Here is a 26,352-nt window from a genome sequence, read left to right as displayed (position 1 = left end):
GCCGACGACCGGCGCGCCGACCGCAGACGGGCCGACCGCCGAAGGGCCGACAGCAGACGGGCAGACCGGCGCGCTGACCGCCGACCATGTGCTGGAGTTCCCCGGCGGCTACACCAGGACGACGGGACCGGTCATCGGCCGCTTCCTCACCGAGCTGAGGGACGGCAGGCTCGTGGGGGTGCGCACCGCCGAGGGCAGGACGCTGGTGCCGCCGCTGGAGTACGACCCCGCCACCGGCGATCCCGTCACCGGCGAGTGGGTCGAGGTCGGGCCCGCCGGTACGGTCACCGCCTCGGCATGGGTACGGCGGCCGCTGGACGGGCACCCGCTCGACCGTCCCTTCGCCTGGGCCCTGATCAAGCTCGACGGCGCCGACACCGCGCTGGTCCACGCCGTCGACGCGGGCAATCCCAAGGCGCTGCCGCCCGGCACCAGGGTCCGCCCGGTCTGGCGCGCCACCCGCACCGGCCACATCACCGACATCTCCCACTTCGCCCCCGAAGTCACGAAGATCGTCTCGCCGGTCAGGACGGCCTACAAGCTGACCGCGAGCCCGGCCCTCACCAGGTTCCTCCACGGCGTCAGGGACGGGATCTTCATCGGCGGCAGGTGCGCCGTCTGCGACAAGGTCTACGTGCCGTACCGCCTGACGTGCCCCGGGTGCGGCAACCCGATCAGCGAGGAGGTGACGCTGCCCGACACCGGCACCATCACCACCTTCGCGATCAACAACCTGCCCGACCCGCGCGCCCCCGAGGTCCCGTTCGTCTCGGCCTACATCCTGCTCGACGGCGCCGACATCCCGATGATCGCCCTGGTCGGCGGGATCCCCGCGCACGAGGTACGGCAGGGCATGCGCGTGCGGGCCGTCTGGGTGCCCGAGGACGAGCGCACGCTCTCGATGTCGAACATCAAGTGGTTCGCCCCCACCGGCGAGCCGGACGTGGAGTTGTGATGCGTGACGTGGCCGTCGTGGCCTTCGCCCAGACCCGGCACACCGCCCACGACACGGGACTGTCCGAGCCCGAGCTGATCCTGCCCGTCATCAGGGCGGTGCGGGAGCAGTCGGGCCTGTCGACGTTCGGGTTCACCTGCTCGGGCTCGTGCGACTACCTCGCCGGCGCGCCGTTCTCGTTCGTCTCCGCGCTCGACGCGCTCGGCGCGTGGCCGCCGATCTCCGAGTCGCACGTCGAGATGGACGGGGCGTGGGCGCTCTACGAGGCGTGGGTACGGCTCCAGCACGGCGACGTCGACAGCGCGCTCGTCTACGGCTTCGGCAAGTCGTCGCTCGGCGACCTGCGCACGATCATGACGCTCCAGCTCGACCCCTACTACCTGGAGCCGCTCGGGCTCGACCAGCTGTCCTTCGCCGCGTTGCAGGCCGGCGCGCTCGGCGCCGACCGCGCCGAGCTCGACGCGATCGCCAGGCGCAGCCGTACGGACGGCCTGAACAACCCGAACGCCCTCCACCTGCCGCTGGAGGAGGGCGAGTTCGTGGTGGAGCCGCTGAAGGAGTGGGACATCGCGCCGATCACCGACGGCGCGGCCGCGGTGGTGCTGGCGGCCGGCGACCTGGCCGGGCGCATCCGCTCCCGCCCCGCCTACATCAGGGGCATCGCGCATCGCATCGAACCCCACTACCTGGGCGTGCGCGACCTGGCCAGGTCCGCCTCCGCCGCCGACGCCGCCCGCGCGGCGGGGGTCGGCAAGGGACCCGTCGACGTGGCCGAACTGCACGCCTCCTTCAGCCACGAGGAGATCATCCTGCGGGAGGCGCTGGAGCTGCCGTCCTCGACGGTGATCAACCCGTCGGGCGGGGCGCTGTCGGCCAACCCGGTCATGGCGACCGGGCTCATCAGGATCGGCGAGGCGGCCCAGCGGATCATGGACGGCGCCGCGGGCCGTGCCGTCGGGCACGCCGCCGGCGGCCCCTGCCTGCAGCACAACCTCGTGACCGTGATGGAGGCGGGATGACCAGTCGGACGAGGAGCGGTGAGCGGCATGGGTAACCGTTGTGCGGTGATCGGCGTCGGGCAGACGCACTACACCACCAAGCGCAGGGACGTCTCCATCGCCGGCCTGGTCCGCGAGGCCGCGCTCCGCGCGCTGGAGGACGCGGGACTGACGTTCAAGGACATCGACGCGGTCGTCATCGGCAAGGCACCGGACCTGTTCGAGGGCGTCATGATGCCCGAGTCCTACCTCGCCGACGCCCTCGGCGCGGCGGGCAAGCCGATGATGCGCGTCCACACCGCCGGCAGCGTCGGCGGCTCGACCGCGCTGGTCGGGGCGAGCCTCATCCAGGGCGGGGTGCACGAGCGCGTGCTCGTCGTGGCCTTCGAGAAGCAGTCGGAGTCGAACGCCACCTGGGCGCTGTCGACCCACCTGCCGTTCAACTCCTCCCTGGTCGTCGGGGCGGGCGGCTACTTCGCCCCGCACATTCGCGAGTACATCCGCAGGACCGGCGCGCCCGGCCACGTCGGCACGCTCGTCGCCGTCAAGGACCGCCAGAACGCGCTCAAGAACCCCTACGCCCACCTGAAGATCCCCGGTATCAGCCGCGAGATGGTCGAGTCCACGCCCATGCTGTGGGAGCCCATCCGCTACCTGGAGACCTGCCCCTCCTCCGACGGCGCGTGCGCCGTCGTCCTGGCGTCGGAGTCCGCGGTCACCGGCCGCCCCGCCTGGGTCCACGGTACGGCGATGCGGTCCGAGCCGATCTTCCGCGCCGGCCGCGACACCGTGAACCCGCAGGGTGGCAAGGACTGCGCGGCCGACGTCTACCGCCAGGCCGGCATCGCCGACCCGCGGCGCGACATCGACGTCGCCGAGGTGTACGTGCCGTTCTCCTGGTACGAGCCGATGTGGCTGGAGAACCTCGGATTCGCGGCCGAGGGCGAGGGCTGGAAGCTCACCGAGTCGGGCGCCACCGCCCTCGACGGCGACATCCCGTGGAACGCCTCCGGCGGCGTGCTGTCCTCCAACCCGATCGGCGCCTCGGGGCTGATCCGCTTCGCCGAGGCGGCGCTGCAGGTGCGAGGGACGGCCGGCGAACACCAGGTCGACGGGGCCCGCCGGGCCCTCGGGCACGCCTACGGCGGCGGCGCCCAGTTCTTCGCCATGTGGATCGTCGGCTCGGACAAACCCTGACACCCGTTCGCTGAGAGGCATGCCAGGAGGCCCGATGGAGTTCAACCACGCCGACCTGTTCGAAGGTCTCGCCGACGCCATCGGGGACCGCGTCGCCGTGGTCTGCGGCGAGCGCAGGCTCACCTACGCCGAGCTCGACGCGCACGCCAACCGCCTCGCCCACCACCTGCGCGAGCAGGGGATCGGCCAGGGCGACCACGTGGGCATGCAGCTCTACAACGGCATCGAGCACATCGCCACGCTCCTGGCCGCCCTCAAGCTGCGCGCCGTGCCCGTGAACGTGAACTACCGCTACGTCGAGGCCGAGCTCCTCTACCTCTACACCGACTCCCGCATCGCCGCCCTCGTCTACGACGTGGAGTTCGACGCGCGCGTCGCCGCCGTCGCGTCCCAGGCGCCGGAGCTGCGCCACCTCATCGCGGTGGGCGGCCGGCCGGCCGTCGCGACGGCCGTGCCGTACGAGGAGGCGCTGGAGAACCAGCCGGACACCCGCGGGTTCGAGCCCCGGTCCGGCCAGGACCTCTACATCATCTACACCGGCGGCACCACCGGCATGCCGAAGGGTGTGATGTGGCACGTCGAGGACCTGTTCATGGGCTTCGGCGGCGGCAACCCGTACGGCGAGCCGCGCGAGACCCCCGAGCAGGTCATCGAGGAGGCGGTCAAGGCCGACCCGATCGTCATGATGGCCGTGGCGCCACTGATGCACGGAGCCACGCAGATGGCCACGTTCATCGCCTGGTGGATGGGCGCGACCATGGTGTACGTCCGCAGGTTCGACCCCGCCGACGTGCTGCGCGCGGTCGAGCGGGAGAAGGTGCTGTCGATGAACATCACCGGCGACGCCATGGCCCGCCCGCTGGCCGACGAGATCGCGGCGGGCGACCACGACCTCTCGTCGCTGTTCGTCATCAGCTCGACCAGTGCCATCCTCAGCGGCGCGGTGCGCGACCGGCTCCAGGAACTGCTGCCGAACACCATGATCCTGGACAACTTCGGCTCCACCGAGTCGGGGTTCACCGCCTCCGGCGTGGCGGGCTCCACTCCGGAGAAGGGGCTGCGCTACCAGCCGAACACGGCCGGCGCGACCCGGCTGGCCGTGCTCGACGAGCGCTTACGGCCGGTCGAGCCCGGCGTGCTCGGCACGCTGGCCAAGGCGGGCCGGATCGCGTTCGGGTACTACAACGATCCGGACAAGACGGCGCGGACGTTCGTGACCGACGAGGACGGGACCCGCTGGCTGCTCACGGGCGACCTGGCGACGGTCGAGCCCGACGGCACGATCAGCGTGTTCGGGCGCGGGTCGCAGTGCATCAACACCGGCGGCGAGAAGGTCTTCCCCGAAGAGGTCGAAGCGGTGCTCAAGGGGCATCCGGCGGTGTTCGACGCGGTGGTGACGGGGGTGCCCGACCAGCGGTGGGGCAACCGGGTCGCGGCGGTCGTCGAGGCGCGCAAGGGGATGCGGGTCACCGAGGAGGAGCTGGACGCGCACTGCAGGAGCAGCCTGTCGGGGTACAAGGTGCCGCGCACGTACGCGTTCGTGGACGAGATGATGCGCTCGCCGGCGGGCAAGGCGGACTACCGCTGGGCCAGGGAGCAGGTCCTCGGCCGTCGATGACGCGGGCCTCCGGGAACGGTGACCCGCGTCGCGCGCCGGGGTCAGGCCCTGGCGGGCTCTCCCGTGAACGCGGCCGCCGCGCCGAGGCCCAGGTAGACGACACCGCTGCTCACGTCGAGGCGGCGCCGGGCGCGGGCCGAGTGGCGCAGGCGTCCCGACAGGGCCGAGGCGAGCAGGGCGTAGGCGCCGTCGCTGAGCATCCCGAGCGCCATCCACACCACGCCGAGCAGCACGATCTGCGTCGCCACGGGCCCCGCCTCCGGCTTCACGAACTGCGGCAGGAACGCCAGGAAGAAGATCGCGGTCTTCGGGTTGAGGACGTTCACCACGAACCCCTCCCAGAACACCCTCGACCTCGAGTGGCTGCTCAACGTCGCCGTCTCGCCGTTGTCGGACCTGGTCATGAGCTTGCGCACGCCCAGCCACACCAGGTAGGCGACACCCAGCCACTTGACCACGGTGAACGCCGTCGCGCTGGCCGCCAGCACCGCGCTGATGCCGAACGCGGCGGCCGCAACGTGCACGATCGAGCCGGTGTGGATGCCGAGCACCGAGATCAGCCCCGTCACCCGCCCTTGCGCGACGCTCCTGGTCACGATGAAGACCACGGCGGGTCCCGGCACGAGCAGGAGGGCCATCGTGGCCAGGCAGAAGAGGGCGAGTGTCGCGAAATCCGGCATGCCGCCATGGTAAGAACCGCCGTTCCCCGAGGACAACGGCATTTCGCCAGGCGAGACCCGGCTCGACGGGCGGGTCCGCCCGGGGCCCGGCCGAGGGGCGCCGTGACGGTGAGCGGGGTCAGCAGGCGGCGCGGAGGGCGTGGAGGAGGGCGGCGGTGGCGGGCGGCAGGGGAAGGGCGCCGTAGGTGGCCGCGTACACGTGCCGCGTCGACCCGGGGATCTCCTGCGCCGACACCGCCGGGTGGCGGTGGGCGCGCAGGGCGAGCCCCGGCAGCACGGTCACGCCCATCCCCGCCGCCACCAGCGCCTGCACCGCCACGATGTCGTCGCTGGTGAACGAGATCGTCGGCTCGAACCCGGCCTGCGCGCACAGCTCCAGCAGGTGGCTCCGGCACCGGTCGCAGCCGCCGATCCACCGCGAGGTCGCGTGCGAGGCGAGCGTGCCGTGGCCGTCGTGCGTCACGAGGAAGCTGGGGTCGTCCAGCAGGTGCGTCATGCCGATCCCGCTGTCCTCCGGCGCCGTGTCGTCGTACCGGAAGATCACCGCGACGTCCACGCGTCCGGCGCGCAGCAGCCGCAGCGCCTCGGGTGGCTCGGTCTCGGTGAGCGTGAGCTGGAGCCCGGGATGGGCGGCGGCCAGTTGCGCGGCCGCGGTGGGCACGAACGTGCCGAGCGCCGAGGGGAAGGCGGCCAGCCGGACGCGGCCCGAGCGCAGGCCGACATGGGCGGCCAGTTCCTCGGCCGTGGCGTCGAGGCGGCCGATGATCTCCGTGGCGCGGTCGGCCAGCAGCTTGCCCGCCTCGGTGAGGCGGATGCCGCGGCCGACCCGTTCGACGAGCTTGGCCCCCGTCTCGGCCTCCAGCCTGGACAGGTGGTGGCTGACGGAGGGTTGCGAGTAGTGCAGCGCCTTCGCCGCGGCGGTGAGCGAGCCGGTGCGGGAAACGGCCACCAGCACGCGAAGCCGTACAACATCAAGCATGTCTATGAATATGCCAAAAAACTTCTGTTGGACCTATCGGTCTAGAGAGAGGAGCGTGGAAGGCATGGACAAGCTGCTGCGCTCCATCAGGGACATCACCGGCCAACGGCTCGACCCGCGCCACACCGCGTTCGCCGTCGCCGACTTCCTGCGGGCGAACCTGCCCGACCCCGCTGACCTGCTCACGCCCGAGGAACGGCTCGGCGATCCAGGCGGCTACGTCTCCACCGTCCGCCACGCCGAGAAGGACTTCTCGATCGTGACCGTGGTCTGGCGGCCCGGCCAGGAGACGGTGATCCACGACCACGTGGCGTGGTGCACGTTCGGCGTGCTCAGCGGGAACGAGCACGAGACCCTCTACCGCGACATGGGCGACCACCTGGTCGAGATCGGCCGTACGGACAACCCGCCGGGAGACGTCTCGGGGTTCGCGCCGCCGGGGGACATCCACAAGGTGGTCAACACCAGCGCCGAGATCGGCGTCTCGCTGCACGTCTACGGGGCCGATCTGAGCCTTTCGGGCACGAGCGTCCGCCGCGTCTACGACCTGCCGGTCCGGTCACTGGCCGCCTCGGGCCCCGCCTGATCCACCCGCCGCCGACCGGGTCAGAAGTTGCTGGTCACCGCGGTGAAGATCTGGTCGATGCTGCCCGGTTCGCGGGAGTCGTAGGCGGCCGCGCTGGTCGTCTCCGAGATCTCGCGGAGCACGTCGAGGTCGGCGTCCTCGCCGTACGCGATGGTGAACACCCTGATCGACCGCTCCCGCAGCTCCCGCAGCAGGTCCTCCAGCGCGATGCTGTGGGCGTCCTCGTTCTTGCCGTCGGTCAGGAACACCACCGCGTCGATCGCCTCGCCCTCCCGCACGGCGGACACGTGCCGGTAGGCGGCCAGCGTCGTGTCGTAGAGCGCGGTGCCGCCCCTCGGAGAGAGGCTCCGGATGGCGCGGGCGAGTTCGGCCCGGTGGACGCCGGTCATGGCCGTCATCGGCGACAGCTCGGCGTGCGTGCTGGAGAACCGCCACAGGCCGACCCGGTCCTGGCCGCCGAACTGGGGGAGCGCGTTGACGGCGGCCCGCCTGGCCAGATCGAGCTTGGTCCTGCCGGTGCCGGGCACGTCGGCGCCCATGGAGCCCGAGGTGTCGAGCACCATCAGCACGTTCGCGGGCTTGCGCAGCTCGCCCCAGCTGCGCAGCAGCGTGTCCAGCACCTTGGGCGCCGGAGGCCGCAGCACGGCGGCGGGCTGGTGCGGCAGCAGGCCGTTGTCCTCGGTGATGAGCTCGCCCGCCGTGCCGTCGTGGCCGCGGAAGGCGTGCGCGGCGAACCGCGCCTGCTGCTCGGGCGCGCGCAGGTAGTCGAGGAAGCCGCGGGCGGTCGCCCGCTTGGCCTTGCCGGCCCAGCTCAGCACCGCGAACGGGTTGTCGGAGTAGAGCGTGCCGTCCTTGGGGTAGACGGCGACCAGCGGGACCTTGGGCCTGGCGTGCCGGCCGAGCGTGGCGGGGTCGCCGGTCGGGTTGCCCTGGTTGTAGTCCCACACGGACTTCTCCTCGACGGTCACCGCCGAGATGTAGCCGAGGGCGTGTCCGGCGTCGTCGGCCCGGCGCAGGTTCGACAGGAAGGTCAGCGTGGTGTCGCCGTAGTGGACGATGGAGCGTTCGAGGTCCCGGATGAAGCGGCGGGTCCGCGCCGCGGCGACGTCCGCCTCGGTCAGGTCGCCCGACAGGCCGCCGGTGGCGGCGACGTAGGCGCCGATGGTGGCGTTCATGCCGCTGGTGGAGAAGTTGGGATTGGTCTTGCCGAGCCGGAAGCGGCCCCACTCGGGGTGACCGTGCGCGGCCCAGCCGGCCGGGTCGGTGGCGAGCCTCGCGAGGTCGGCCCAGCCGATCGCCTTGTCCGGCCAGCCGAGCGCCTGCGCCATCGGCTTCGGCATCGCGATCACCAGCGGGGTCTTGGCGATCGAGGGGTTGTCGTCGCCGATGATCCGGCCCTTGCCGCCCTTCTCGGTGCGCCGGCGGACCACGTTCAGCCAGCTGCTGCTGGCGGGCGACCACACGTCGGGGCGGGGGCCGTCGCGCCGCTCGTCCCAGCCCCGGGCGAAGGCCTGCAGCGCCGAGCCGCTGGTGGTGATCCTGATGTCGGCGCAGTGCTCCGACTGGTACGCGGCGGCCAGCTCGCGTAACAGCCCCGCCTTCTCCACCGAGGCCAGGACCGTCAGCCTGGCCCCGCACGCCCGCGGCACGGGCTTTTCGCCGTCGATGCCGCCGTACCAGGTCCGCAGGCCCACGATGAGCGCGCCCACCACGATGATCACGACGACGACCGGTGCGAAGCTGCGCCTCATACCATCTCGACGAACCTCTCATGGTCCGAAGTTCCGCGATCAGGTCCCGCTTCAGCCGGCGGCCGGTCTCCGCCGAGCGGTTCTCGTGCCGGTGATCGGCAGGCGGCGCGGGTCCCCGCGCGGCTGCGGGAAGGGCCGGCGGGGGCCTACCTGACGCGTCCGTGGAGGAGCTCGACCAGGGTCCGGTGGGTCTCGTCGAGCGGGCGGTCCGGGTGCAGCGCCCGCCGTTCGATCGTGACGGTCAGCACCATGCCGAAGATGGCGGTGGCGGCCGTGTCGACGTCGAGGTCCTTCCGGACCGCGCCCTCGTCGACGGCCCTGCGCAGCACGGCCGCGTAGACGCCGAGCACCTCGGAGCGGAAGGTGACGATCGCCTGTTGCCAGGCGGTGCGCCACATCTCGGCCAGCAGCACCCTGGCGAAGGCGCCGTACTGCTCGAAGAACTCCAGCTGGCCGCGCACCGCCGCGTCGAGCGCGGCCAGCGCGGTGTCGCCCACCGCCGCCTCGCCCAGCGCGGCGGCCAGGCGCTCGATGCTGTGGTCGAGCAGGGCGGCGAACAGCGCCTCCTTGGTGCCGAAGTTGTAGAAGACGGTGCCCTTGGCCACCCCCGCGCGCTCGGCGATCGCGTCGACGGTGGTGGCCGAGTAGCCCTGCTCGGCGATCAGCTCGATCGCCGCGGCGAACACCTTGCGGCGGGTCTCCGGCCTGGTCACAGCGACAGCTCGGGGTGCAGGCGCTGGACCGACCAGGTGCGGCCCCTGTTCACGGCGAGGACCGTGAGCGCGAGCCCGAGGAGGAGGAACACGGTGAGCACGCCGCCAGCCTGCCACACGACGGTGAGATCGCCGCCACTGATCAGCCGGCGCAGGGCCGAGACCAGCCAGCTCATCGGCAGCCAGGGCGAGATCGTCTGGAAGAAGCCGGGCGAGGTCTCGATCGGGTAGGTGCCCGCCGCCGAGGTGAGCTGCAGCATCAGCAGCGCCAGCGCGACGACCCTGCCGGGCGCGCCGAGCAGCGCGTTGACCGCCTGGACGAGCGCCATGAACGCGCCCGTGGCCAGCAGCAGCAGGCCCGCCACGCCCGCCCAGTGCGCCGCCTCCAGACCCAGCGCGAACCTCAGCACGGCCAGCAGCACGCCGACCTGCGCGGCGCCGAGCGCGAAGGCCGGAACCCAGCCGGACAGCGCCACCCGCAGCGCGCCCGCCGAACCGGCCAGCAGCCGGGGGTTGAGCGGGCGCAGCACCATGTAGGCGATCATCGCACCCACCCAGAGCGCCAGCGGCACGAAGAACGGCGCGAACCCGGTGCCGTAGTTGGGCACCTCGTTCTCGACGGACTTCGCCAGCCGTACGGGGTCGCTCATCATGTCGGTGCGCCCGTCACGCTCGGACCGGCTGTAGTCGGGGATCTGCTCGACGCCGTCGGACAGCCCGTCGGCCAGCTCCTTCGAGCCGTCGCTGAGCTTGCCGGAACCGTCGTGCAGCTTGCCGACGCCGGTGTGGAGCTGGTCGGCGCCGTCGTTCAGCCGGCCGACGCCGGTCCGCAGCCGGGTGGCGCCGTCAGTGAGCTTCACCAGCCCGCCGCCGAGCTTGCCGAGGCCGTCGGTGACCTGCTGGGATCCGTCGGCCAGCTTGCCGACGCCGGTCGTCAGCTTGCCGACGGCCGTGCCCGACTTGGCGATGCCCGCGTCGACCTGCGCCGCGCCGTCGGCCAGCTTGGCCAGACCGGCGTCCAGCTGGTTGTACTGCTCGCGCAGCGCCGCCACCTGCGGGCCCACCTTGGGCGCCGCCTCGGCCACCTTGCGCGCGCCGGCGGCCAGCTCCCTGGCCTCCCGCTGCAGCTGCGCGACACGGTCCCGCGAGACGGAACCCGTGTCCTGCCCGCCCATCGCGGCGGCCCTGTCGACGACCGACTGCGCCGAGGAGACCGCCGCGCCGGCCAGGCGCCGCAGCTCGGGGTCGGCGTCCGGGTGCGACTCCAGATAGTCCTGGACGGCCTGCGCCCGCCCGACCGCCGTCTGGGCCGCCCCGCTCACCCGGTCGGCGCCCTGCGGCGAGGCCGTGCCCAGCCCGTCGGCTATCGCGTCGAGCCCGTCGGCGATGCGGTCGGCGGCCTCGCCCACGCGCGGCCCCCACTCCTCCAGGACCGGGATGTAGGTGTCGGCGGCGCCGTTGACCTTGTCCGCGTTGGCGTGCACCTGGTCGTAGACCTGCTTGTTGCCGGCGGCGACCTTCGCGGCGCCGTCACCCAGCTTGGTCAGCCCGGTGCCGAGCTTGGCCAGGCCGTCCTGGGCGGTGACCAGGCCCTTGGTGACCTTGGCGGAGCCGGCGGCGAGCTTGCCGGTGGCGGTGTTCGCGCTGCCGAGGCCGACGGTGAGCTGCTGGGCGCCGTCCCTGGTCTTGCCGAGGCCGTCCGACAGCTGCTGGGTGGCGTTCTCGGTCCTGCCCAGGCCCTTGTCGATCTTGTTGGCGCCCTGGTGCAGTTCGTCGGCGCCGTCGGCTGCCTCGGCGGTCTTGTCGTGCATGTCGCCGATCGAGACGAACACCTGGTCGAGGTAGTCGCGCACGGCGGTCTGCGCGGCCGCCGCCCTGACCTCGTTGAAGACGGCGTCGGAGATCGAGCCCATGATGTAGGAGCGCCCGGTGTCCACCTCGACGCCGAGCTGGGCGGGGGAGGGCGTGCCGTCCTGCGCGGGCGAGGCCAGGCGCGTGCTGAAGTCGGCGGGGACGGTCAGCGACAGGTAGTAGCTGCCGTCGCGCACGCCGTCGGCGGCCTGGGCGGCGGTGGTGGTGTGCCAGTCGAAGACCTTGCGCTCGGCGAGCTCGTCGGCGAGGTCCCGGCCCGCGTGCAGCGTTTTGCCGTCGGCGTCGGCGGGCCGGTCCTCCATCACCAGGGCGACCGGCACCCGGTCGAGGTGGCCCTGCGGGTCCCAGAACGACCACAGGTACAGGCCCGCGTACAGCAGGGGGAGCATCACCACGCCGGCGATGGCCGCCCTGGTCAGCCGGGACCGGGAGAACCGGCGCAACTCCTTCATCTCACAGCTCCACGAGGTGGTCGTGACGGGCGGGCGGGGTCACGCACGAGGCGACCACGGTGGCGCGCAGGTCCCTGAGCAGGTTCCAGAGCGCGAGCTGGCGCTGGGGCGGCAGGCCGGCGTCGATGTTGTCGGCGACGATCACGGCGGGGGAGTCGAGCAGCGCGAGCGCGACGCCGAGCCGTACCCGCTGCTCCCTGTCGAGCTCCCGCACGAGCGTCCGCGGATCCACCTCGAGGCCCGCCCCCTCGAGGGCCTCGGCGTGGTGCTTGCGCCCCCTGCGGCGCTCGTGCAGGTGCTCGTGGACGGTCAGCGCCTTGTCGAAGTCGGTCACCCCGTCGACCAGCGCCAGGGCCGCGACCCTGCGGATCGCCCGCGGCCTGGTGTGCCCTGCCACCTGCAGGGTGCCCCCCGTCGGCCGCATCCGGCCCGCGAGCGTCAGCAGCAGGCTCGTCCGGCCGCTGCCGGTCGGGCCCGCGACCACGGTGAGGGAGTTCGCGCCCGCCTCGAGCGAGACGTCGGCGAACACCCCCTGCACCGACAGACCCTTCGCGACGATCACCACGACTCCCTTTTAGAACTGACCAGTCAGTACAAAAGGTAACGCATGGGACGGCCGCGGCAGCGCCGCGGCCGGTGTGATGATGCCCACGCCGGCGGGCCGGCCGCCTAGGGCAGGGGGATCAGGTAGGCGATGAAACCGCGGTTCTCGGCGACCTTGTCGTACAGGCGCCGCGCCGTGCTGTTCGACTCCTGGGTGTGCCAGTAGACGCGCCCGCAGCCGCGCTCCCTGGCCTCCTCGGTCACCGCCGCGATCAGCGCCCGCGCCACCCCCTTGCCGCGCGCCTCCGGCGCGGTGAACAGGTCCTGCAGGTAGCAGGCGTCCGCGTCCGGTTTCGAGGTGCTGGGGTGGTAGAGGTAGTGGGTGATCCCGACAAGCTCGCCGTCCAGCCTGGCGCCGAGCGCGTGCACCCTGGTGTCCTTCTCGAACTCCTCCCAAGCCCGCCGGTACATCTCGTCGGGCTCGGTCCGCTGGTAGAAGTCGATGTAGGCGCGGAACAGCGCCTCCCAGGCGGGCCGGTCGGACGGCTGGAGCCTGCCAATGCTGATCATGTGCACTTCCCGGTGGATGCGGTCACGGGCGGTCCAATCTAGGGACCGGCGGGCCGGCGCGACACGCCCACTTCGCCGCGAAAGCCCGCGACCACTGCGCGGCGCGGCCCCGGCCGGGCCGCGCCGTCGCGTCCGTCAGGCGCCGGCGGCGGACTGCGCGCCGTACTGCGCCAGGAAGAGGGCCTCGGTGGTGACCACGCGGCGCAGCTCCTCCAGGTTCAGCCGCTCGTTGGGGGCGTGGATCGCCGCGTCCTCGTCCTCGGCGCCGAACAGCAGGATCTCCGCCAGGGGGAACTGCTTGAGCAGCGTGTTGACCAGCGGGATCGAGCCGCCCGCGCCCACGTCGCGCGGCGCGCGGCCGAAGGCGCGCTCCATGGCGCCGTTGAGGGCCGCGCGGGCGCGCCCGCCCGAGTCGGCCTGGTATCCGGAGCCGACCGTGAAGTCGCTGAAGCTCACCTTCACGCCCCACGGTGCGACCTGCTGCAGGAACTCGGTCACGGCGTCGAGCGTCGTCTTGGGGTCGCCCGCCGGCGGGATGCGGACCGTCACCCTGGCCCTGGCCGCCGGCTGCACGGCGTTGATGGCGCCGGAGACCGTGGGGACGTCCAGGCCGGTCACGGTGATCGCGTAGGAGGACCACAGGCGGTCGGCGAGGGAGCCGGAGCCGACGAGGGAGACGCCGTCGACGACGCCCGCCGTGTTCCTGAACTCCTCCTCGGACGGCCCGGCGCCGAGGAAGGTGCCACGCGGCAGGCCGGGGACGCGGATGTCGCCGTTGTCGTCGTGCAGGGAGGTGAGCATGCGCATGAGGGCGGCCAGCGCGTCGGGGGCGGCGCCGCCGAAGGAACCGCTGTGGACGGCCTCGCGCAGCGTCCGCGTCTCGACGGTGAAGGCGGCCATGCCGCGCAGCGACGTCGTGACGGCGGGGTCGCCGACGCGGGGGTTGCCGGTGTCGGCGACGATGATCGCGTCGGCACGGAGCAGGTCGGGGTTGCGCTCGACGAAGGCCTCCAGGCGCTCGCCCGCGTACTCCTCCTGACCCTCGATGATCACCTTGACGCCGACGGGGAAGCGGCCGTGGAAGGCGCGCAGCGCGGCGACGTGCGAGATGATGCCCGACTTGTCGTCGGCGGTGCCCCTGCCGTACAGGCAGCCGTCGATCAGGGTGGGCTCGAAGGGCGGGGTGCGCCAGGCCGCGGGGTCGCCGGCGGGCTGGACGTCGTAGTGCGCGTACAGCAGCACCGTGGGAGCGCCGGGAGGGGCGGGGGCCTCGCCGTAGACGGCGGGGAAGCTGCCCTCCACGGGGATCTGCTGGACGTGCGGCAGACCCGCGCTGCGCAGCAGTTCCTCGGTCACGGCGGCGGCGGCGAGGACGGGCTCCTCGGGGTGGCCGGGGAAGGCCACGGAGGGGATGGAGGCCAGACGCCTCAGGTCCTCGACGGCCTGGGGCATTCCCGCCGCGACGGCGCTCTCTAGCTGGTCAGGAGTCACGGGTTGTCCCCCGGTGTCGTTCTGGACAGTACGCCTCATTGCATCACAGAAGGTTCCGCATGCTGGAAATGGGTCTTGCGCGCCATGCGGATTTCGTTGATATTACAGAGGCGTTCTGCGGATCCCGGTTTTCTTGCAGAGTGTTGCCACGCTTTCGCTTGGCAACACCCCGTGTGAGCATGCACACTGTGGGGAGTTCAGACACGAGGGAAGATAGCGATGACGCAGCCCGAAAACGACGTGCTCAAGGCCGCTCAGGACAACCTGTGGTTGCATTTCACCCGCCACAGCTCCTACAAGGAGCACGAGATCCCCACGATCGTCAGGGGTGAAGGCGCCTACATCTACGACATCCACGGCAAGCGTTACCTCGACGGACTCGCCGGACTCTTCGTGGTCCAGGTCGGCCACGGCCGCAGCGAACTGGCCGAGGCGGCCGCCAAGCAGGCGCAGGAGTTGGCCTTCTTCCCGCTGTGGTCCTACGCCCACCCCAAGGCGGCCGAGCTCGCGCACCGGCTGGCCAAGGAGGCGCCCGGCGACCTCAACCGTGTGTTCTTCACCACCGGTGGCGGCGAGGCGGTCGAGACTGCGTGGAAGCTGGCCAAGCAGTACTACAAGGTCACCGGCAAGCCGCTCAAGCACAAGGTGATCAGCCGCCAGATCGCCTACCACGGCACCCCGCAGGGCGCCCTGTCGATCACCGGCATCCCGGCCTTCAAGCAGATGTTCGAGCCGCTCGTGCCCGGCTCCATCCGCGTGCCGAACACCAACCACTACCGCGCCGACGAGATCTCCGGCATCAAGGGCATGACGCCCGAGCAGTACGGCCTGTGGGCCGCCGACCGCGTCGCCCAGGCCATCGAGATGGAGGGCCCCGACACCGTCGCCGCCGTCTTCGTCGAGCCGGTGCAGAACGCCGGCGGCTGCTTCCCGCCGCCGCCCGGATACTTCCAGCGGCTGCGCGAGATCTGCGACGAGTACGACGTGCTGCTGGTCTCCGACGAGGTCATCTGCGCGTACGGCAGGCTCGGCACGATGTTCGGCGGCCAGAAATTCGACTACACGCCCGACATCATCACCTCGGCCAAGGGCCTGACCTCCGGCTACTCGCCGCTCGGCGCCATGATCGCGCACGACCGGCTGTTCGAGCCGTTCAAGGACGGCGCCGAGATGTTCGCCCACGGCTACACCTTCGGCGGGCACCCGGTCTCCGCCGCCGTCGCGCTGGCCAACCTCGACATCTTCGAGCGCGAGGACCTGCTCGGCCACGTCACCCGCAACGAGGGCGCCTTCAAGAGCACGCTGGAGAAGCTGAAGGACCTGCCCATCGTCGGAGACGTCCGCGGCTCCGGCTACTTCTGGGGCATCGAGCTGGTCAAGGACAAGACGACCAAGGAGACCTTCAGCGCCGAGGAGTCCGAGCGGCTCATCCGCGGCTACCTGTCCAACGCCCTGTACTCCCACGGCCTCTACTGCAGGGCCGATGACCGCGGCGACCCGGTCATCCAGCTCGCCCCGCCGCTCATCGCCGGGCAGAAGGAGTTCGACGAGATCGAGTCGATCATCCGGACCGTCCTGGTCGAAGGCCTGAACCTCCTCTAAGCACCCCCCTCTCAGGAAAGGAACCACCATGAAGATCGGCGTTCCCGCCGAGGTGAAGAACCACGAGTACCGCGTCGCCGCCACCCCCGCCGGTGTGCACGAGCTGGTACGAGGCGGCCACGACGTTCACGTCCAGCGGGGCGCCGGTCTCGGTTCGCACATCACCGACGAGGAGTACCTCGCCGCCGGTGCCAAGATCCTCGACTCCGCCGACGCCGTGTGGGGCGAGTCGGAGATGGTGCTCAAGGTCAAGGAGCCCATCGCCGAGGAGTACCACCGCATGCGCGACGACCTGGTGCTCTTCACCTACCTGCACCTGGCCGCCGGCAAGGAGTGCGCCGACGCGCTGCTCAAGGCGGGCACCACCGGCATCGCCTACGAGACCGTCCAGGTCGGCAACGCCCTCCCGCTGCTCGCCCCGATGTCGGAGGTCGCGGGCCGCCTGGCTCCCCAGGTCGGCGCCTACAACCTCATGCGCTTCAACGGCGGGCGCGGTGTGCTGCCCGGCGGCGTCCCCGGTGTCGCCCCCGCCAAGGTCGTCGTCATCGGCGGCGGCGTCTCCGGCCTCAACGCGGCCCAGATCGCGGTCGGCATGGGCGCGGACGTGACCGTCCTCGACACCAACATCGACCGCCTGCGCTTCATCGACGCCGTCTACCAGGGCAGGCTGAAGACGCTGGTGTCGAACGCGTACGCGATCGAGCAGGAGGTCCTCAAGGCCGACCTGGTCATCGGCGCGGTCCTCATCCCCGGCGCCAAGGCCCCGACGCTGGTCTCCAACGAGCTGGTCTCCCGCATGAAGCCCGGCTCCGTGCTCGTCGACATCGCGATCGACCAGGGCGGCTGCTTCGAGGACTCCCGCCCCACCACGCACGCCGAGCCCACCTACCCGGTGCACAACTCGATCTTCTACTGCGTGGCGAACATGCCCGGTTCGGTGGCGAACACCTCGACGTACGCGCTCACCAACGCGACGCTGCCCTACGCGGTCAAGCTGGCGAACCTGGGCTGGAAGGAGGCGCTGAAGGCGGACGCCTCGCTCGCCCTCGGCCTCAACACCCACGCCGGCCAGGTCACCAACGAGCCGGTCGCGCAGGCGCTCGGCCTGCCGTACGTGCCGGTGGCCGACGTGCTGGCCGCCTGACGGACGAACCTCTCACGACGACGCCCGCCGGTTCGCCCCCCGGCGGGCGTCGCAATGTCTCAGCGGGCGCACAGGCGGCCGCGGAGCTCGCGCGCCGTGGCCAGGACGTGCTCGATCTCCGACGGCGTGGGCCACGGCGCCGTCCCCGGCCGCACGATCGTCGCCCGCACCGACGCCAGGTGCTCCACCGCCGACGGCCGCATCCCGCTCCGCTCCACCAGCCACACCACCACGTCGGTGTGGTCCCGCGGCGGCCTGGTGAGCAGGTCCCACGTGCCGAGGATCTCCGTCAGGTCCCGCACCCGCAGCCTCGCCCCGCCCCTGCGTCCCGTCGCGGCGGCCGCCAGCTCGGCCCTGGCCGCCAGCTCGGGTTCGGCGAGCCGGTCCCAGGTGGGCGGCGGCGGGTCGGCCAGCCACTTCTCCGCCTCCTGCGTGTTGCCGGTGGCCGACAGCAGCCCCCCGAGCTCCACCGCCGCCCGGTGGTGCCCGGCCGTCGCCGCCTGCCGGAACCAGTGCTGGCCGCCCTCCAGGTCGCCGAGCTCGGCGATGAGCAGCAGCCCGAAGTTGAAGGCCGACTCCGCGTCGCCGCTCGCGGCCGCCCTGCCGAACCAGTGGCTGGCCCCCTGCGAGTCGGACAGCTCCACGCAGACGAACCCCGCCATCCGCTGGTCCTCGACCCGCCCGGCCTGCGCGGCCCGCTCGAACCAGGCGCGTGCCGTACGGAGGTCGCGGTGCGACAGCGCGATGCCGCCGAGCTGGGAGGCGGCGCCCGGGTGCTCGTTCTTGGCGGCCAGCCGGAAGCAGGACTCGGCGCCCTCGGGGTCGCGGGTGGCCTGCAGGTAGAGCCCCAGGTGGTAGGCGGCGTCGGCGTGCCCGCCGCGAGAGGCGTACTCCCAGCAGCGGACCGTCTCCTCCTCCTCGCCCGCCTGGTAGGACAGGAAACCCAGGTCGTGGGCGGAGGCGACGTCGCCGTCGGCGGCGGCCCTGCGGTGCCACTCACGGGCGACCGGCAGCTCGCCCGCGTCCTCGCAGATCAGCGCCAGCCGCCTGGCCGCCTGCCGGGATCCGGCCCGCGCGGCGGTCTCGAACCACCCGCGGGCCGCGTCGACGTCGCCGCGCGACTCCAGCAGCAGGGTCGCCAGGTTGACCGCGGCCTCGGCGTCACCCGTGCCCGCCGCCAGCTCGTACCACCGGACGGCCTCCTCGAGCGTGCCGTGCTTCTCGTGCCAGACACCCAGGTTGTAGGCGCTGTCGACGTTGCCGGCCGCCGCGGCCCGCTCCCACCAGTGCCTGGCGGCCGTGCGGTCGCCGCGCTGGGCGAAGAGCCTGCCCAGCCGGTGGGCGGCCTGGGCGTCGCCGTCCTGGGCGGCGACGATGAGATCGGGCTCGCCCCCGGAGCGGGGCGCGGGAACCGGCGCGGTCGTCTCGAGGACGTGCCCGGCCGGCGCCGCCACCCCCTGCTCGTTCTGCCACCACGTCATGGCGCCAGGGTGACATGTGATGACGTGGTGGCGGAGTGTAATCGACGAGAACGTTCACCGTGACGTGCCGGCGACGAACCTGACGAACCCCGGGTACATGCCCATCGCGCACGAGTAGCGCAGCGTCCCCGGCTCCTGCGGCGGCAGCAGTACGGTCGCCGGCAGTGTGACGTCCCTCCCGGCGATCGACACCGTCCCCGCGCATCCTGGCGCGCTCGTCCTGAAGACCAGCGTGACCGGCGTGCGGGCGGGCATGGTGACGATGCCCGGCCGGTAGCCGTCACTCGTGGCCCAGATCGTGGCCGTGCTCGTCACGCTCGCGGTGCCCGCCGTGCCACCCGTGGCCGCCGCCGCGGGCGAGCTCGGCAACCAGCCGCCGAGGCTCAGCCCCGAGCCGATCGTCCACACCCCGACGGCCACCGCGGTGCCGGCCGCCACCACGGCGAGCCTGGTACGCGACAGCCGGCGGACGACGAACCCCAGCAGCGCGAGGGCGGGCGAGGTGCCGATCACGAAGCCCGCCATCACCGCGGCCCCGGCGATCGCCGAGCCGCTGGAGACGGCCACCATCTCCATGCTCAACGTCACCCCACAGGGCAGCAGCAGCGTCGCGGCGCCGAGCAGGGGCGCCTTGAGTGGCCGTCCAGGCGGCGGGGGAGCGCAGCGCCGCCGGCGGAACGTCCTGGCGGCGAACAGCAGCACCGTGACGCCCGCCGCGATCAGCAGGACCGCGCGGACCGGCGTGGGCAGCCTGATCACCGCGCCCAGGGCGCCGAGCAGGCCGCCCGCCACGGCGTACGCGGCCAGGCGGCCTGCCAGGAACTGGCCCACGGCCCACGGGGAGGCCCCCGTCAGGCCGAAGAGCAGACCGCCCTGCATCGCCGTACAGGAGGCGGCGCCCGCCACCAGACCGGCGGCGAGCCCGCTGACGAACAGGGTGACCGGCTCCACACCCTCATCCCCGCCTCGGAGTTGTCTTCGCCTGCACGCTAACCTCACGCTCCGCAGGCGGCCAGTAACAGTTGTTTCACCGGTGGGAGCGTTTACGACCTCAGCACGGACGAGCGCTGGAGGTACTCCTCGTCGTCCAGCTCGCCGCGGGCGTAGCGCTCGGCGAGGATCTGCTCGGCCGAGGCCGTACGGCTCGGCGGCGGCCCGCCCCGGACGCCGGCCCGCCTGCCCTTGACGAAGAGCGTCGCGGCGCCGGCCAGGACCAGGGCCCAGAAGATCGGGAAGACGGGCCAGAAGAAGCTGTGCATCGCTGGTGTCCTTTCTCGACGATGCCAGCAGCCGGAGCCCGCGCCGTCAGAGCCAGCCCGGCCGCACCAGGCCCGACTCGTAGGCGATGACCACGAGCTGCGCGCGGTCGCGGGCGTGGAGCTTCATCATCGCCCTGCTCACGTGGGTCTTCGCCGTCGCGGGGGACATGAACAGCCTGGCGGCGATCTCGTCGTTGGTCATCCCCGTGCCGACCAGCGCCAGCACCTCCCGCTCGCGCTCGGTCAGCAGGTCGAGCCCGTCGGCGGCGACCGGCTCCTTGGCCCGCGTCGCGTACTCCGCGATCAGCCTCCTGGTGACGCTCGGCGACAGCAGCGCCTCGCCCGCCGCCACCACCCGCACCGCCTGGATCAGCTCGGCCGGCTCGGTGTCCTTGACCAGGAATCCGCTGGCCCCGCCGCGCAGCGCCTCGAAGACGTACTCGTCGAGCTCGAAGGTGGTCAGGATGATGACGCGCGGGCCAGGCGGCATCTGCCTGGTCGCGGTCAGCCCGTCGGTGCCCGGCATGCGGATGTCCATGAGCACGACGTCGGGCGCGTGCTCACGCGACAGCCGTACCGCCTCGGCCCCGTCGGCGGCCTCGGCGACGACGCTCATGTCGGGCTGCGCGTCGAGCAGCGCCCGGAACCCGGCCCGCACCAGCGCCTGGTCGTCGGCCAGCAGCACCCTGATCATTCTGTTTCCTCCGGTAGTGGCAGCCTCGCCTCGACCTGGAACCCGCCGCCCGCCGGCCCCGCGACCAGCGTGCCACCGAGCGCGGCGGCCCGCTCCCGCATGCCGGGGATGCCGTTGCCGCTGCCCGCCTCGGCCAGGACGGCAGGCATCGCCGGGCCGCTGTCGGCGATCGCGATGACCAGCTCGGCGGGCCGGTAGTCCAGCCGCACCAAGACCCGGGAGCCTGGCGCGTGCCGGGCGGCGTTGGTGAGCGACTCCTGCACGATGCGGTAGGCCGCGCGCTCGACCTGCGCGGGCAGCGGGCGCGCGCCGCCCTGTTCGAGCGACACGTCGAGCCCCGACCGTTCCACCAGGTCGCCCAGCCGGTCGAGCCCCGCCGTCGGCGAGCGGGGCGCGCCCTCACGCAGCACGTTCAGCACCGAGCGGAGCTCGCCGAGCACCTCCTTGGAGGCGCTCTTGATCGTGGTGAGCGCGGCGCGGGCCTGCGACGGGTCGTCGTCCATCAGGTGCAGCGCGGTGGAGGCCTGCACGTGGATGAGCGAGATGTTGTGCGCCAGCACGTCGTGCAGCTCCTGCGCCATCGTCAGGCGCTCCTCGCTGGCCTGGCGCCTGGACTCCTCCTCCGCCACCCGCGCCCGCTCGGCGCGGCTCTCGCGCCGGTACCTGGCCAGCTCCCCGGCGGCCAGGATCAGCGCCATGACCGCGACGATCGCCAGCACGTGCCACAAGCCGGGCGAGGGCGGGTAGACCAGCCAGGTCGAGTAGATCAGGAAGAAGACGGTCGTGAGCCCGGAGGAGATCAGCGCGAGCTTCCTGCGACCCTCGGCGACGGTCTGGAAGAGCATGATGATCGGGCTGGCGAACACGGGCCCGTACGGGTAGCCGCCCCACAGGTACAGGCAGGTCGCCGTGAGCGTGAGCGCCAGCGACGTCGCGGGGAAGCGGTTCCTGGCCAGCATCATCGCGGGCCCGACCAGCAGCAGGAGGACGGCCGCCGCGTCGACGGGCACGCGGTCGTGCTGCCCCAGGCTCGCCCCCTGGGAGGCGATCACCTGGAACGCCGCGACCACCAGAGCGAGATAAGGGGTCTTGCGCACCCACCCACGCTAGACGAGGACACCGGCCAGGACATCCGCCCGATGTGGCAGGGGGCCCTACCACCGGCGGCGTACCTGGTCCATTGTGGGGATCATGCGCCGACACATCCTCGCTCTCGTCGCCGTCACGCCGTTCCTCGTCGCCGCACCGGCCGTCGCCGGGCCGGCCGTGGATCACAAGCCGCCGCCCGCCGTGAAGCAGCCCGTCGCCGAGGGGTACGGCGGCGCCGTGGCGACCGTCGACCTCGACGCCAGCAAGGCCGCGCTCGCCGTGCTCAAGAAGGGCGGCAACGCGATGGACGCCGCGGTGGCGGCGGGCGCGGTGCTCGGCGTCACCGAGCCCTACTCCGCCGGGTTGGCCGGTGGCGGGTTCATGGTCTACTACGACGCCAGGCGGGGCAGGGTCTACTCGATCGACGGGCGGGAGACGGCGCCCGCCGCGATGACGTCGACCTCTCTGGAGGGCATCCCGTTCGAGGAGGCCGTCACCAGCGGCCTGTCGGCGGGCGTGCCCGGCGCGGTCGCGCAGTGGGACCTGGCGCTGCGCAGGTTCGGCACGGTCAGCCTGCGCGACGCGCTCAAGCCCGCCGTCGAGGTGGCGTCCAAGGGTTTCGTCGTCGACCAGACCTTCCACGACCAGACCGCCGCGAACGCCGCCCGGTTCAAGGACATCGCCTCCACCGCCAAGCTCTACCTGCCGAACGGCGCGCCGCCACCGGTCGGCTCGGTGTTCAGGAACCCCGAGCTCGCCGACACCTATCGCGAGCTTGGCAGGCGCGGCCCCGAGTGGCTGTACGGCGGGCGGCTCGGCCAGGAGATCGTCGCCACCGTCAAGAACCCGCCGATCACCCCCGGCGCGACCCGCAACGTGCGTCCCGGCCTGATGGAGGTCGCCGACCTCACCGCCTACCGGGCGCTGACGCGCGAGCCGACGCGGGTCGACTACAACGGCATGCAGGTCTACGGCATGTCGATCCCGTCCTCGGGCGGCTCCACGGTCGGCGAGGCGCTCAACATCCTGGAGGCGCTGCCCACCGTGGGCCTCCACGAGTTCCTGGAGGCTTCGCGGCTGTCGTTCGCCGACCGCGGCAAGTACGTCGGCGACATCCCGAACGTCCCGCTGGCCGAGCTGCTCAGCGACGGCTTCGCCAAGGAACGCGCCTGCCTGGTGGGCGAGCGGGCGATGGCGCACCCGGCCGCCCCCGGCCAGCCGGACGGCACCTACGCCGACTGCGAGCGCCCGCTGGACGAGGCGTCGGCACCGCCCGCTGAGGAAGGCCCGGAGACCACCCACCTGGTCGTCGCCGACCGCTGGGGCAACGTGGTCGCCTACAACCTCACGATCGAGTCCACCGGCGGCAACGGCATCGTGGTGCCGGGACGTGGCGTGATGCTCAACAACGAGCTGACCGACTTCACCTTCGGCCCGGCGCCCGGCGACCCGAACCTGCCCGCCCCCGGCAAGCGCCCCCGCTCGTCGATGGCCCCGACCATCGTGCTCGACGAGGGCAAGCCGGTGCTGGCCGTCGGCTCGCCCGGCGGCTCGACGATCATCACGACCGTGCTGCAGATCCTGGTCAACCGCTACGAGTTCGGCATGAAACTGCCGGACGCGCTCGCCGCGCCCAGGGCCACCCAGCGCAACACCGCCCAGACCCAGGCCGAGCAGGCCTTCCTCGACCGTTACCGGGCCGAGCTCGAGGCCAAGGGGCACACCTTCGCGCTGAACCCGGAGATCGGCGCGGCGACCGCCCTGGAGTTCGTCGGCCGGGGCAGGATCCAGGCCGTCGCCGAGCCCGTACGGCGGGGCGGCGGCAGCGCGCTGGTCGTTCGTAGCGCGCCGTAGTCGTCCCATCACGTATCGTGCGGTGGGTCCCTGTCCCCTGTCGAGAGGAACCCCCGCACGATGCCTCCGCATCTGATGCTCGCCGCCGCCTTGGCCGCCACCGTCCCGGTCCTGCCCGCGGTCGTCCCGGCCCGCCCCGCCGTGCCGGTGCCGCAGGCCGTCCCGGCGGTGCCGGCGCCGGCCTGCTGGGCGGACGTGTGCCTGTGGACCGGCGCCCGGTACACCGGTGCCCTCCACACGTGGCGGGAGGCCGACGGCAACGTCCACATCGGCCCTGAGCACGCCGACAGGGTGGGCTCGTTCGTGGCCAACGCCGAGGTCTGCTTCGTCGACACGGCCGACTCCGAGTGGAGCTGGAACGAACGGCGCCGGGCGGGCGCCGGCGACTACAGCCCCAACTACCTGCGCCGCTTCGGCCAGCGGATGGACCGCATCGCACCGGCCCGCTACTGCTAGCGCGCGCGCCGGTCGGGTCTTCGGGGTGGCGGCGCGGCGGTGCCGGCCGGCTAGTAGATCAGCTCGAAGGCGTCGGGCTTCATCCGCCTGGTGCGTGCCCAGTACTCGAAGGTGAAGCCCGGCCAGACCGTCCGGTTGACCCCGTGCTCGTCCAGGTACCACGAGTCGCACCCGCCCTCGCTCCACACCAGCCGGTCGAGGCGTTCCTGCAGGCGCCGGTTGAAGGCCCGCTGCCGCTCCGGCTTGACGTCGATCGCCCTGGCCTGGGTCCTGGACAGCAGCCGCAGGCAGTCCATGACGTAGCGGACCTGCGACTCGATCATGAAGACCACGGAGTTGTGGCCCAGCCCGGTGTTGGGGCCGAGCAGGAAGAACAGGTTCGGGAAGCCCGTGGTCGTGATGCCGTAGTAGGCCTCGATGCCCTCCTGCCACGCGTCCTGGATCTTCACACCGTCCCTGCCGACGATCCGCTGCTCCTGCAGGGCGTCGGTCACCTTGAAGCCGGTGCCGTACACGACGACGTCGGCCGCGTGCTCCTTCCCCGTGACGTCGACGACCGCGTGGCCGCGCAGCTCGGCGATGCCGTCGGTGACCAGCGAGACGTCGGGCCTGCCGAGCGCGGGATAGTAGTCGCTGGAGATCAGGACGCGCTTGCAGCCGATCGTGTAGCCGGGCGTGAGCTTGCGGCGCAGCTCGGGGTCGGGCACCTGGCGTTCGAGGTGCCGCAGGGCCATCCGCTCGTGGAAGGCCATCAGCCTGGGGTCGACGGCGAAGCCGAGCGCCCTGGTCTCCAGCGTCCAGTAGATGCCGTTGCGCAGGGCGCGGGCGGCGCCGGGCAGCGTGAGCAGGCGCTTCATCCGGTCGGGGACGGCGAAGTCGGGCTTGGGGTGGATCCAGGGGGGCGTGCGCTGGAAGACGGTCAGGTGGGCGGCCTCTTCGGCGATCCGCGGGACGAACTGGACGGCTGAGGCGCCGGTGCCGACGACCGCCACCCGCTTGCCCCGGAGGTCGACGCTGTGGTCCCACTCGGCCGAGTGGAACGCGGGCCCGGCGAACTCACCCGCTATTTCAGGAAATTTCGGGACGTGGAGGGCGCCGATGGCGGAGATCACCGCGTTGGCGCGGAGCGTCCGGCCGTCCGAGGTGGCGATCTCCCATTCCCTGCCGGTGTATTCGAGGCTCACGACGTGCTTGCCGTACCGGATGTGGGGGTCGATGCCGTACTTCCACGCGCAGGCGCGCATGTACTCCCAGATCTCCTCCTGCGGGGAGAACATCCGTGACCAGCCCGGATTGAGCTCGAAGGAGTAGGAGTACATGTGCGAGGGGATGTCGCACGCGCACCCGGGATAGGTGTTGTCGCGCCAGGTGCCGCCCAGCTCGCCGGCCTTCTCCAGGATGACGAAGTCGTGGAACCCGGCCTCCTTCAACTTGATCGCCATCCCGATCCCGGCGAAACCCGAACCGATGATGACGATTCCCGGCTTGTCACTGGTTGCCACGGGACCTCCTGTACGACGCGAACTCGGCATGCGCGGGGGAGATGGCGATGTAGTCGAGAGCGGCCTTCAGGTCGCCCTCCTGGCTGGGATGGAAACCGGGCCGCAGATACCTCGGCGCGGCCATGACCAGGCTGCGTAACGTCGGCACCCTGCCCTGGCGGGCGCGGCGGAGGAAATGCGTCCACCTGGCCTGGACGCGACCGGCCACGACCGGGTCGCGGGCCAGCAGGAACGCCGTGCCCCGCCTGACCAGGGTCACCAGGATGGGCCCGGTCATGAGCATGGTGCGCGCCCTGCGCGTGTAGGCGCCGTCGAGGTGCATGAACAGGTCGAAGGCCACGCTGCGGTGCTCGACCTCCTCGGCGCCGTGCCAGCGCAGCAGATCCAGCATCACGGGGTCGGCGCCGGCCGCGTCCAGCGGCCGGGCCCGCAGGATCCAGTCGCCGAGCACCGCCGTGTAGTGCTCGATCGCCGCGATGACGGCCAGCCGCTCCTTCAGCCAGTAACCCCTGGCGAACGGCGGCATCGTGTGGTCGCCGAGCAGGCGCTCGAAGAACCACTCGACGTTCTCGACGAAGGGGGCCGTGTCCAGGCCCTGCTCCTTCATGTGCTCGAGCACCCGCTGGTGGGCGACCGCGTGCGTGCCCTCCTGGCCCATGAAGCCCTTGACCTCGGCCTTCAGCCTCTCGTCCGTGACGTACGGCAGGGCCTGCTTGAAGACGTGCACGAACCACCGCTCACCCGCCGGCAGCAGCAGGTGCAGCACGTTGATCAGGTGCGTGGAGAAGGGGTCGCCCGGCACCCAGTGCAGCGGCGTGTCCTCCCACGAGAAGCGCACCCTGCGCGGCTGGATCATGCCGCCCTCC

Annotated in this window: 24 protein-coding genes; 9 read left to right on the top strand and 15 right to left on the bottom strand. The window is 72.0% G+C overall.

The genetic code is table 11. The features are described 5' to 3' along the window. Positions 1-73: 73 nt before the first annotated feature. From ACWENQ_RS28675 to ACWENQ_RS28660, 4 genes are read left to right on the top strand one after another with little or no spacing between them, the layout of a single operon-like run. On the top strand, positions 74-955 hold the full coding sequence (locus ACWENQ_RS28675; protein ID WP_452417186.1) for a Zn-ribbon domain-containing OB-fold protein: 882 nt from the start codon (positions 74-76) through the stop codon (positions 953-955). Further along, positions 955-1,974 carry a lipid-transfer protein gene (locus tag ACWENQ_RS28670; protein WP_452417014.1) on the top strand — a complete coding sequence of 340 codons (1,020 nt, stop codon included), beginning with the start codon at positions 955-957 and terminating at the stop codon, positions 1,972-1,974. Before ACWENQ_RS28675 ends, ACWENQ_RS28670 begins: the two co-directional genes overlap by 1 nt. 27 nt (positions 1,975-2,001) lie before the next feature. Beyond that, the gene (locus ACWENQ_RS28665; RefSeq protein ID WP_354911298.1) at positions 2,002-3,150 is read left to right on the top strand and encodes a thiolase domain-containing protein; all 1,149 of its coding nucleotides are present in this window, start codon (positions 2,002-2,004) and stop codon (positions 3,148-3,150) included. A 34-nt stretch (positions 3,151-3,184) separates the two neighbouring features. Then, the gene (locus ACWENQ_RS28660) at positions 3,185-4,768 is read left to right on the top strand and encodes an acyl-CoA synthetase (protein ID WP_452417013.1); all 1,584 of its coding nucleotides are present in this window, start codon (positions 3,185-3,187) and stop codon (positions 4,766-4,768) included. Positions 4,769-4,809: 41 nt separating this feature from the next. Here the strand turns inward: ACWENQ_RS28660 and ACWENQ_RS28655 are convergent, their stop codons facing one another. After that, complete coding sequence (locus ACWENQ_RS28655) at positions 4,810-5,448, bottom strand: LysE family translocator (RefSeq protein ID WP_449930713.1); 639 nt, start codon at positions 5,446-5,448, stop codon at positions 4,810-4,812. Positions 5,449-5,566: 118 nt separating this feature from the next. Continuing rightward, positions 5,567-6,427 carry a LysR family transcriptional regulator gene (locus ACWENQ_RS28650; protein ID WP_354911304.1) on the bottom strand — a complete coding sequence of 287 codons (861 nt, stop codon included), beginning with the start codon at positions 6,425-6,427 and terminating at the stop codon, positions 5,567-5,569. 64 nt (positions 6,428-6,491) lie between these two features. Here ACWENQ_RS28650 and ACWENQ_RS28645 point away from each other — a divergent pair, with 64 nt between their 5' ends. Further along, positions 6,492-7,013 carry a cysteine dioxygenase gene (locus tag ACWENQ_RS28645; RefSeq protein ID WP_449930711.1) on the top strand — a complete coding sequence of 174 codons (522 nt, stop codon included), beginning with the start codon at positions 6,492-6,494 and terminating at the stop codon, positions 7,011-7,013. 20 nt (positions 7,014-7,033) lie between these two features. On the opposite strand, the gene ACWENQ_RS28640 is transcribed toward ACWENQ_RS28645, so the two are convergent. The 6 genes from ACWENQ_RS28640 to ACWENQ_RS28615 all read right to left on the bottom strand — a co-directional run bounded on the left by ACWENQ_RS28640 (position 7,034) and on the right by ACWENQ_RS28615 (position 14,405). Continuing rightward, positions 7,034-8,764 carry an extracellular solute-binding protein gene (locus tag ACWENQ_RS28640; RefSeq protein ID WP_452417011.1) on the bottom strand — a complete coding sequence of 577 codons (1,731 nt, stop codon included), beginning with the start codon at positions 8,762-8,764 and terminating at the stop codon, positions 7,034-7,036. 146 nt (positions 8,765-8,910) lie between these two features. Next, a complete protein-coding gene (locus ACWENQ_RS28635; protein ID WP_449930707.1) occupies positions 8,911-9,477 on the bottom strand; it encodes a TetR/AcrR family transcriptional regulator in 567 nt (188 codons plus the stop codon). Further along, on the bottom strand, positions 9,474-11,801 hold the full coding sequence (locus ACWENQ_RS28630; RefSeq protein ID WP_452417010.1) for a YhgE/Pip family protein: 2,328 nt from the start codon (positions 11,799-11,801) through the stop codon (positions 9,474-9,476). The genes ACWENQ_RS28635 and ACWENQ_RS28630 overlap by 4 nt, the downstream gene beginning before the upstream one ends. 1 nt (position 11,802) lies before the next feature. Then, positions 11,803-12,363 carry an ATP-binding cassette domain-containing protein gene (locus tag ACWENQ_RS28625; RefSeq protein ID WP_354911317.1) on the bottom strand — a complete coding sequence of 187 codons (561 nt, stop codon included), beginning with the start codon at positions 12,361-12,363 and terminating at the stop codon, positions 11,803-11,805. 107 nt (positions 12,364-12,470) lie between these two features. After that, positions 12,471-12,914: a GNAT family N-acetyltransferase gene (locus ACWENQ_RS28620; protein WP_354911320.1), complete on the bottom strand. Its 444-nt coding sequence runs from the start codon at positions 12,912-12,914 to the stop codon at positions 12,471-12,473. Positions 12,915-13,049: 135 nt separating this feature from the next. Further along, the gene (locus ACWENQ_RS28615) at positions 13,050-14,405 is read right to left on the bottom strand and encodes a M20/M25/M40 family metallo-hydrolase (protein ID WP_449930700.1); all 1,356 of its coding nucleotides are present in this window, start codon (positions 14,403-14,405) and stop codon (positions 13,050-13,052) included. Positions 14,406-14,624: 219 nt separating this feature from the next. Here ACWENQ_RS28615 and ACWENQ_RS28610 point away from each other — a divergent pair, with 219 nt between their 5' ends. Both ACWENQ_RS28610 and ald read left to right on the top strand, forming a co-directional pair. Further along, on the top strand, positions 14,625-16,007 hold the full coding sequence (locus ACWENQ_RS28610) for an aspartate aminotransferase family protein (RefSeq protein ID WP_449930698.1): 1,383 nt from the start codon (positions 14,625-14,627) through the stop codon (positions 16,005-16,007). A 28-nt stretch (positions 16,008-16,035) separates the two neighbouring features. Continuing rightward, positions 16,036-17,151: an alanine dehydrogenase gene (gene ald, locus ACWENQ_RS28605; protein ID WP_449930696.1), complete on the top strand. Its 1,116-nt coding sequence runs from the start codon at positions 16,036-16,038 to the stop codon at positions 17,149-17,151. Positions 17,152-17,210: 59 nt separating this feature from the next. Here the strand turns inward: ald and ACWENQ_RS28600 are convergent, their stop codons facing one another. The 5 genes from ACWENQ_RS28600 to ACWENQ_RS28580 form a co-directional block, all read right to left on the bottom strand. Beyond that, positions 17,211-18,632 carry a tetratricopeptide repeat protein gene (locus ACWENQ_RS28600; protein WP_449930694.1) on the bottom strand — a complete coding sequence of 474 codons (1,422 nt, stop codon included), beginning with the start codon at positions 18,630-18,632 and terminating at the stop codon, positions 17,211-17,213. A 54-nt stretch (positions 18,633-18,686) separates the two neighbouring features. Beyond that, a complete protein-coding gene (locus ACWENQ_RS28595) occupies positions 18,687-19,583 on the bottom strand; it encodes an urease accessory protein UreH domain-containing protein (protein WP_452417009.1) in 897 nt (298 codons plus the stop codon). Positions 19,584-19,675: 92 nt separating this feature from the next. After that, complete coding sequence (locus ACWENQ_RS28590; RefSeq protein ID WP_354911334.1) at positions 19,676-19,891, bottom strand: SHOCT domain-containing protein; 216 nt, start codon at positions 19,889-19,891, stop codon at positions 19,676-19,678. A gap of 46 nt (positions 19,892-19,937) precedes the next feature. Beyond that, on the bottom strand, positions 19,938-20,585 hold the full coding sequence (locus ACWENQ_RS28585; RefSeq protein WP_354911337.1) for a response regulator transcription factor: 648 nt from the start codon (positions 20,583-20,585) through the stop codon (positions 19,938-19,940). After that, on the bottom strand, positions 20,582-21,682 hold the full coding sequence (locus tag ACWENQ_RS28580; RefSeq protein WP_452417008.1) for a sensor histidine kinase: 1,101 nt from the start codon (positions 21,680-21,682) through the stop codon (positions 20,582-20,584). The genes ACWENQ_RS28585 and ACWENQ_RS28580 overlap by 4 nt, the downstream gene beginning before the upstream one ends. A 94-nt stretch (positions 21,683-21,776) precedes the next feature. On the opposite strand from ACWENQ_RS28580, the gene ggt reads away from it, so the two are divergent. Beyond that, positions 21,777-23,528 carry a gamma-glutamyltransferase gene (ggt, locus tag ACWENQ_RS28575; RefSeq protein ID WP_449930688.1) on the top strand — a complete coding sequence of 584 codons (1,752 nt, stop codon included), beginning with the start codon at positions 21,777-21,779 and terminating at the stop codon, positions 23,526-23,528. A 60-nt stretch (positions 23,529-23,588) separates the two neighbouring features. Further along, complete coding sequence (locus ACWENQ_RS28570; RefSeq protein ID WP_452417006.1) at positions 23,589-23,984, top strand: hypothetical protein; 396 nt, start codon at positions 23,589-23,591, stop codon at positions 23,982-23,984. 50 nt (positions 23,985-24,034) lie between these two features. Here the strand turns inward: ACWENQ_RS28570 and ACWENQ_RS28565 are convergent, their stop codons facing one another. Then, positions 24,035-25,516: a flavin-containing monooxygenase gene (locus ACWENQ_RS28565; RefSeq protein ID WP_452417004.1), complete on the bottom strand. Its 1,482-nt coding sequence runs from the start codon at positions 25,514-25,516 to the stop codon at positions 24,035-24,037. After that, on the bottom strand, positions 25,473-26,342 hold the full coding sequence (locus tag ACWENQ_RS28560) for a metal-dependent hydrolase (protein ID WP_449930682.1): 870 nt from the start codon (positions 26,340-26,342) through the stop codon (positions 25,473-25,475). The genes ACWENQ_RS28565 and ACWENQ_RS28560 overlap by 44 nt, the downstream gene beginning before the upstream one ends. Between the last annotated feature and the right edge of the window lie 10 nt (positions 26,343-26,352).

Source organism: Nonomuraea sp. NPDC004354 (assembly GCF_053602555.1).
Note: the sequence above shows the minus strand (reverse complement) of the source record. Positions and strands in the feature narration are given on the sequence as shown.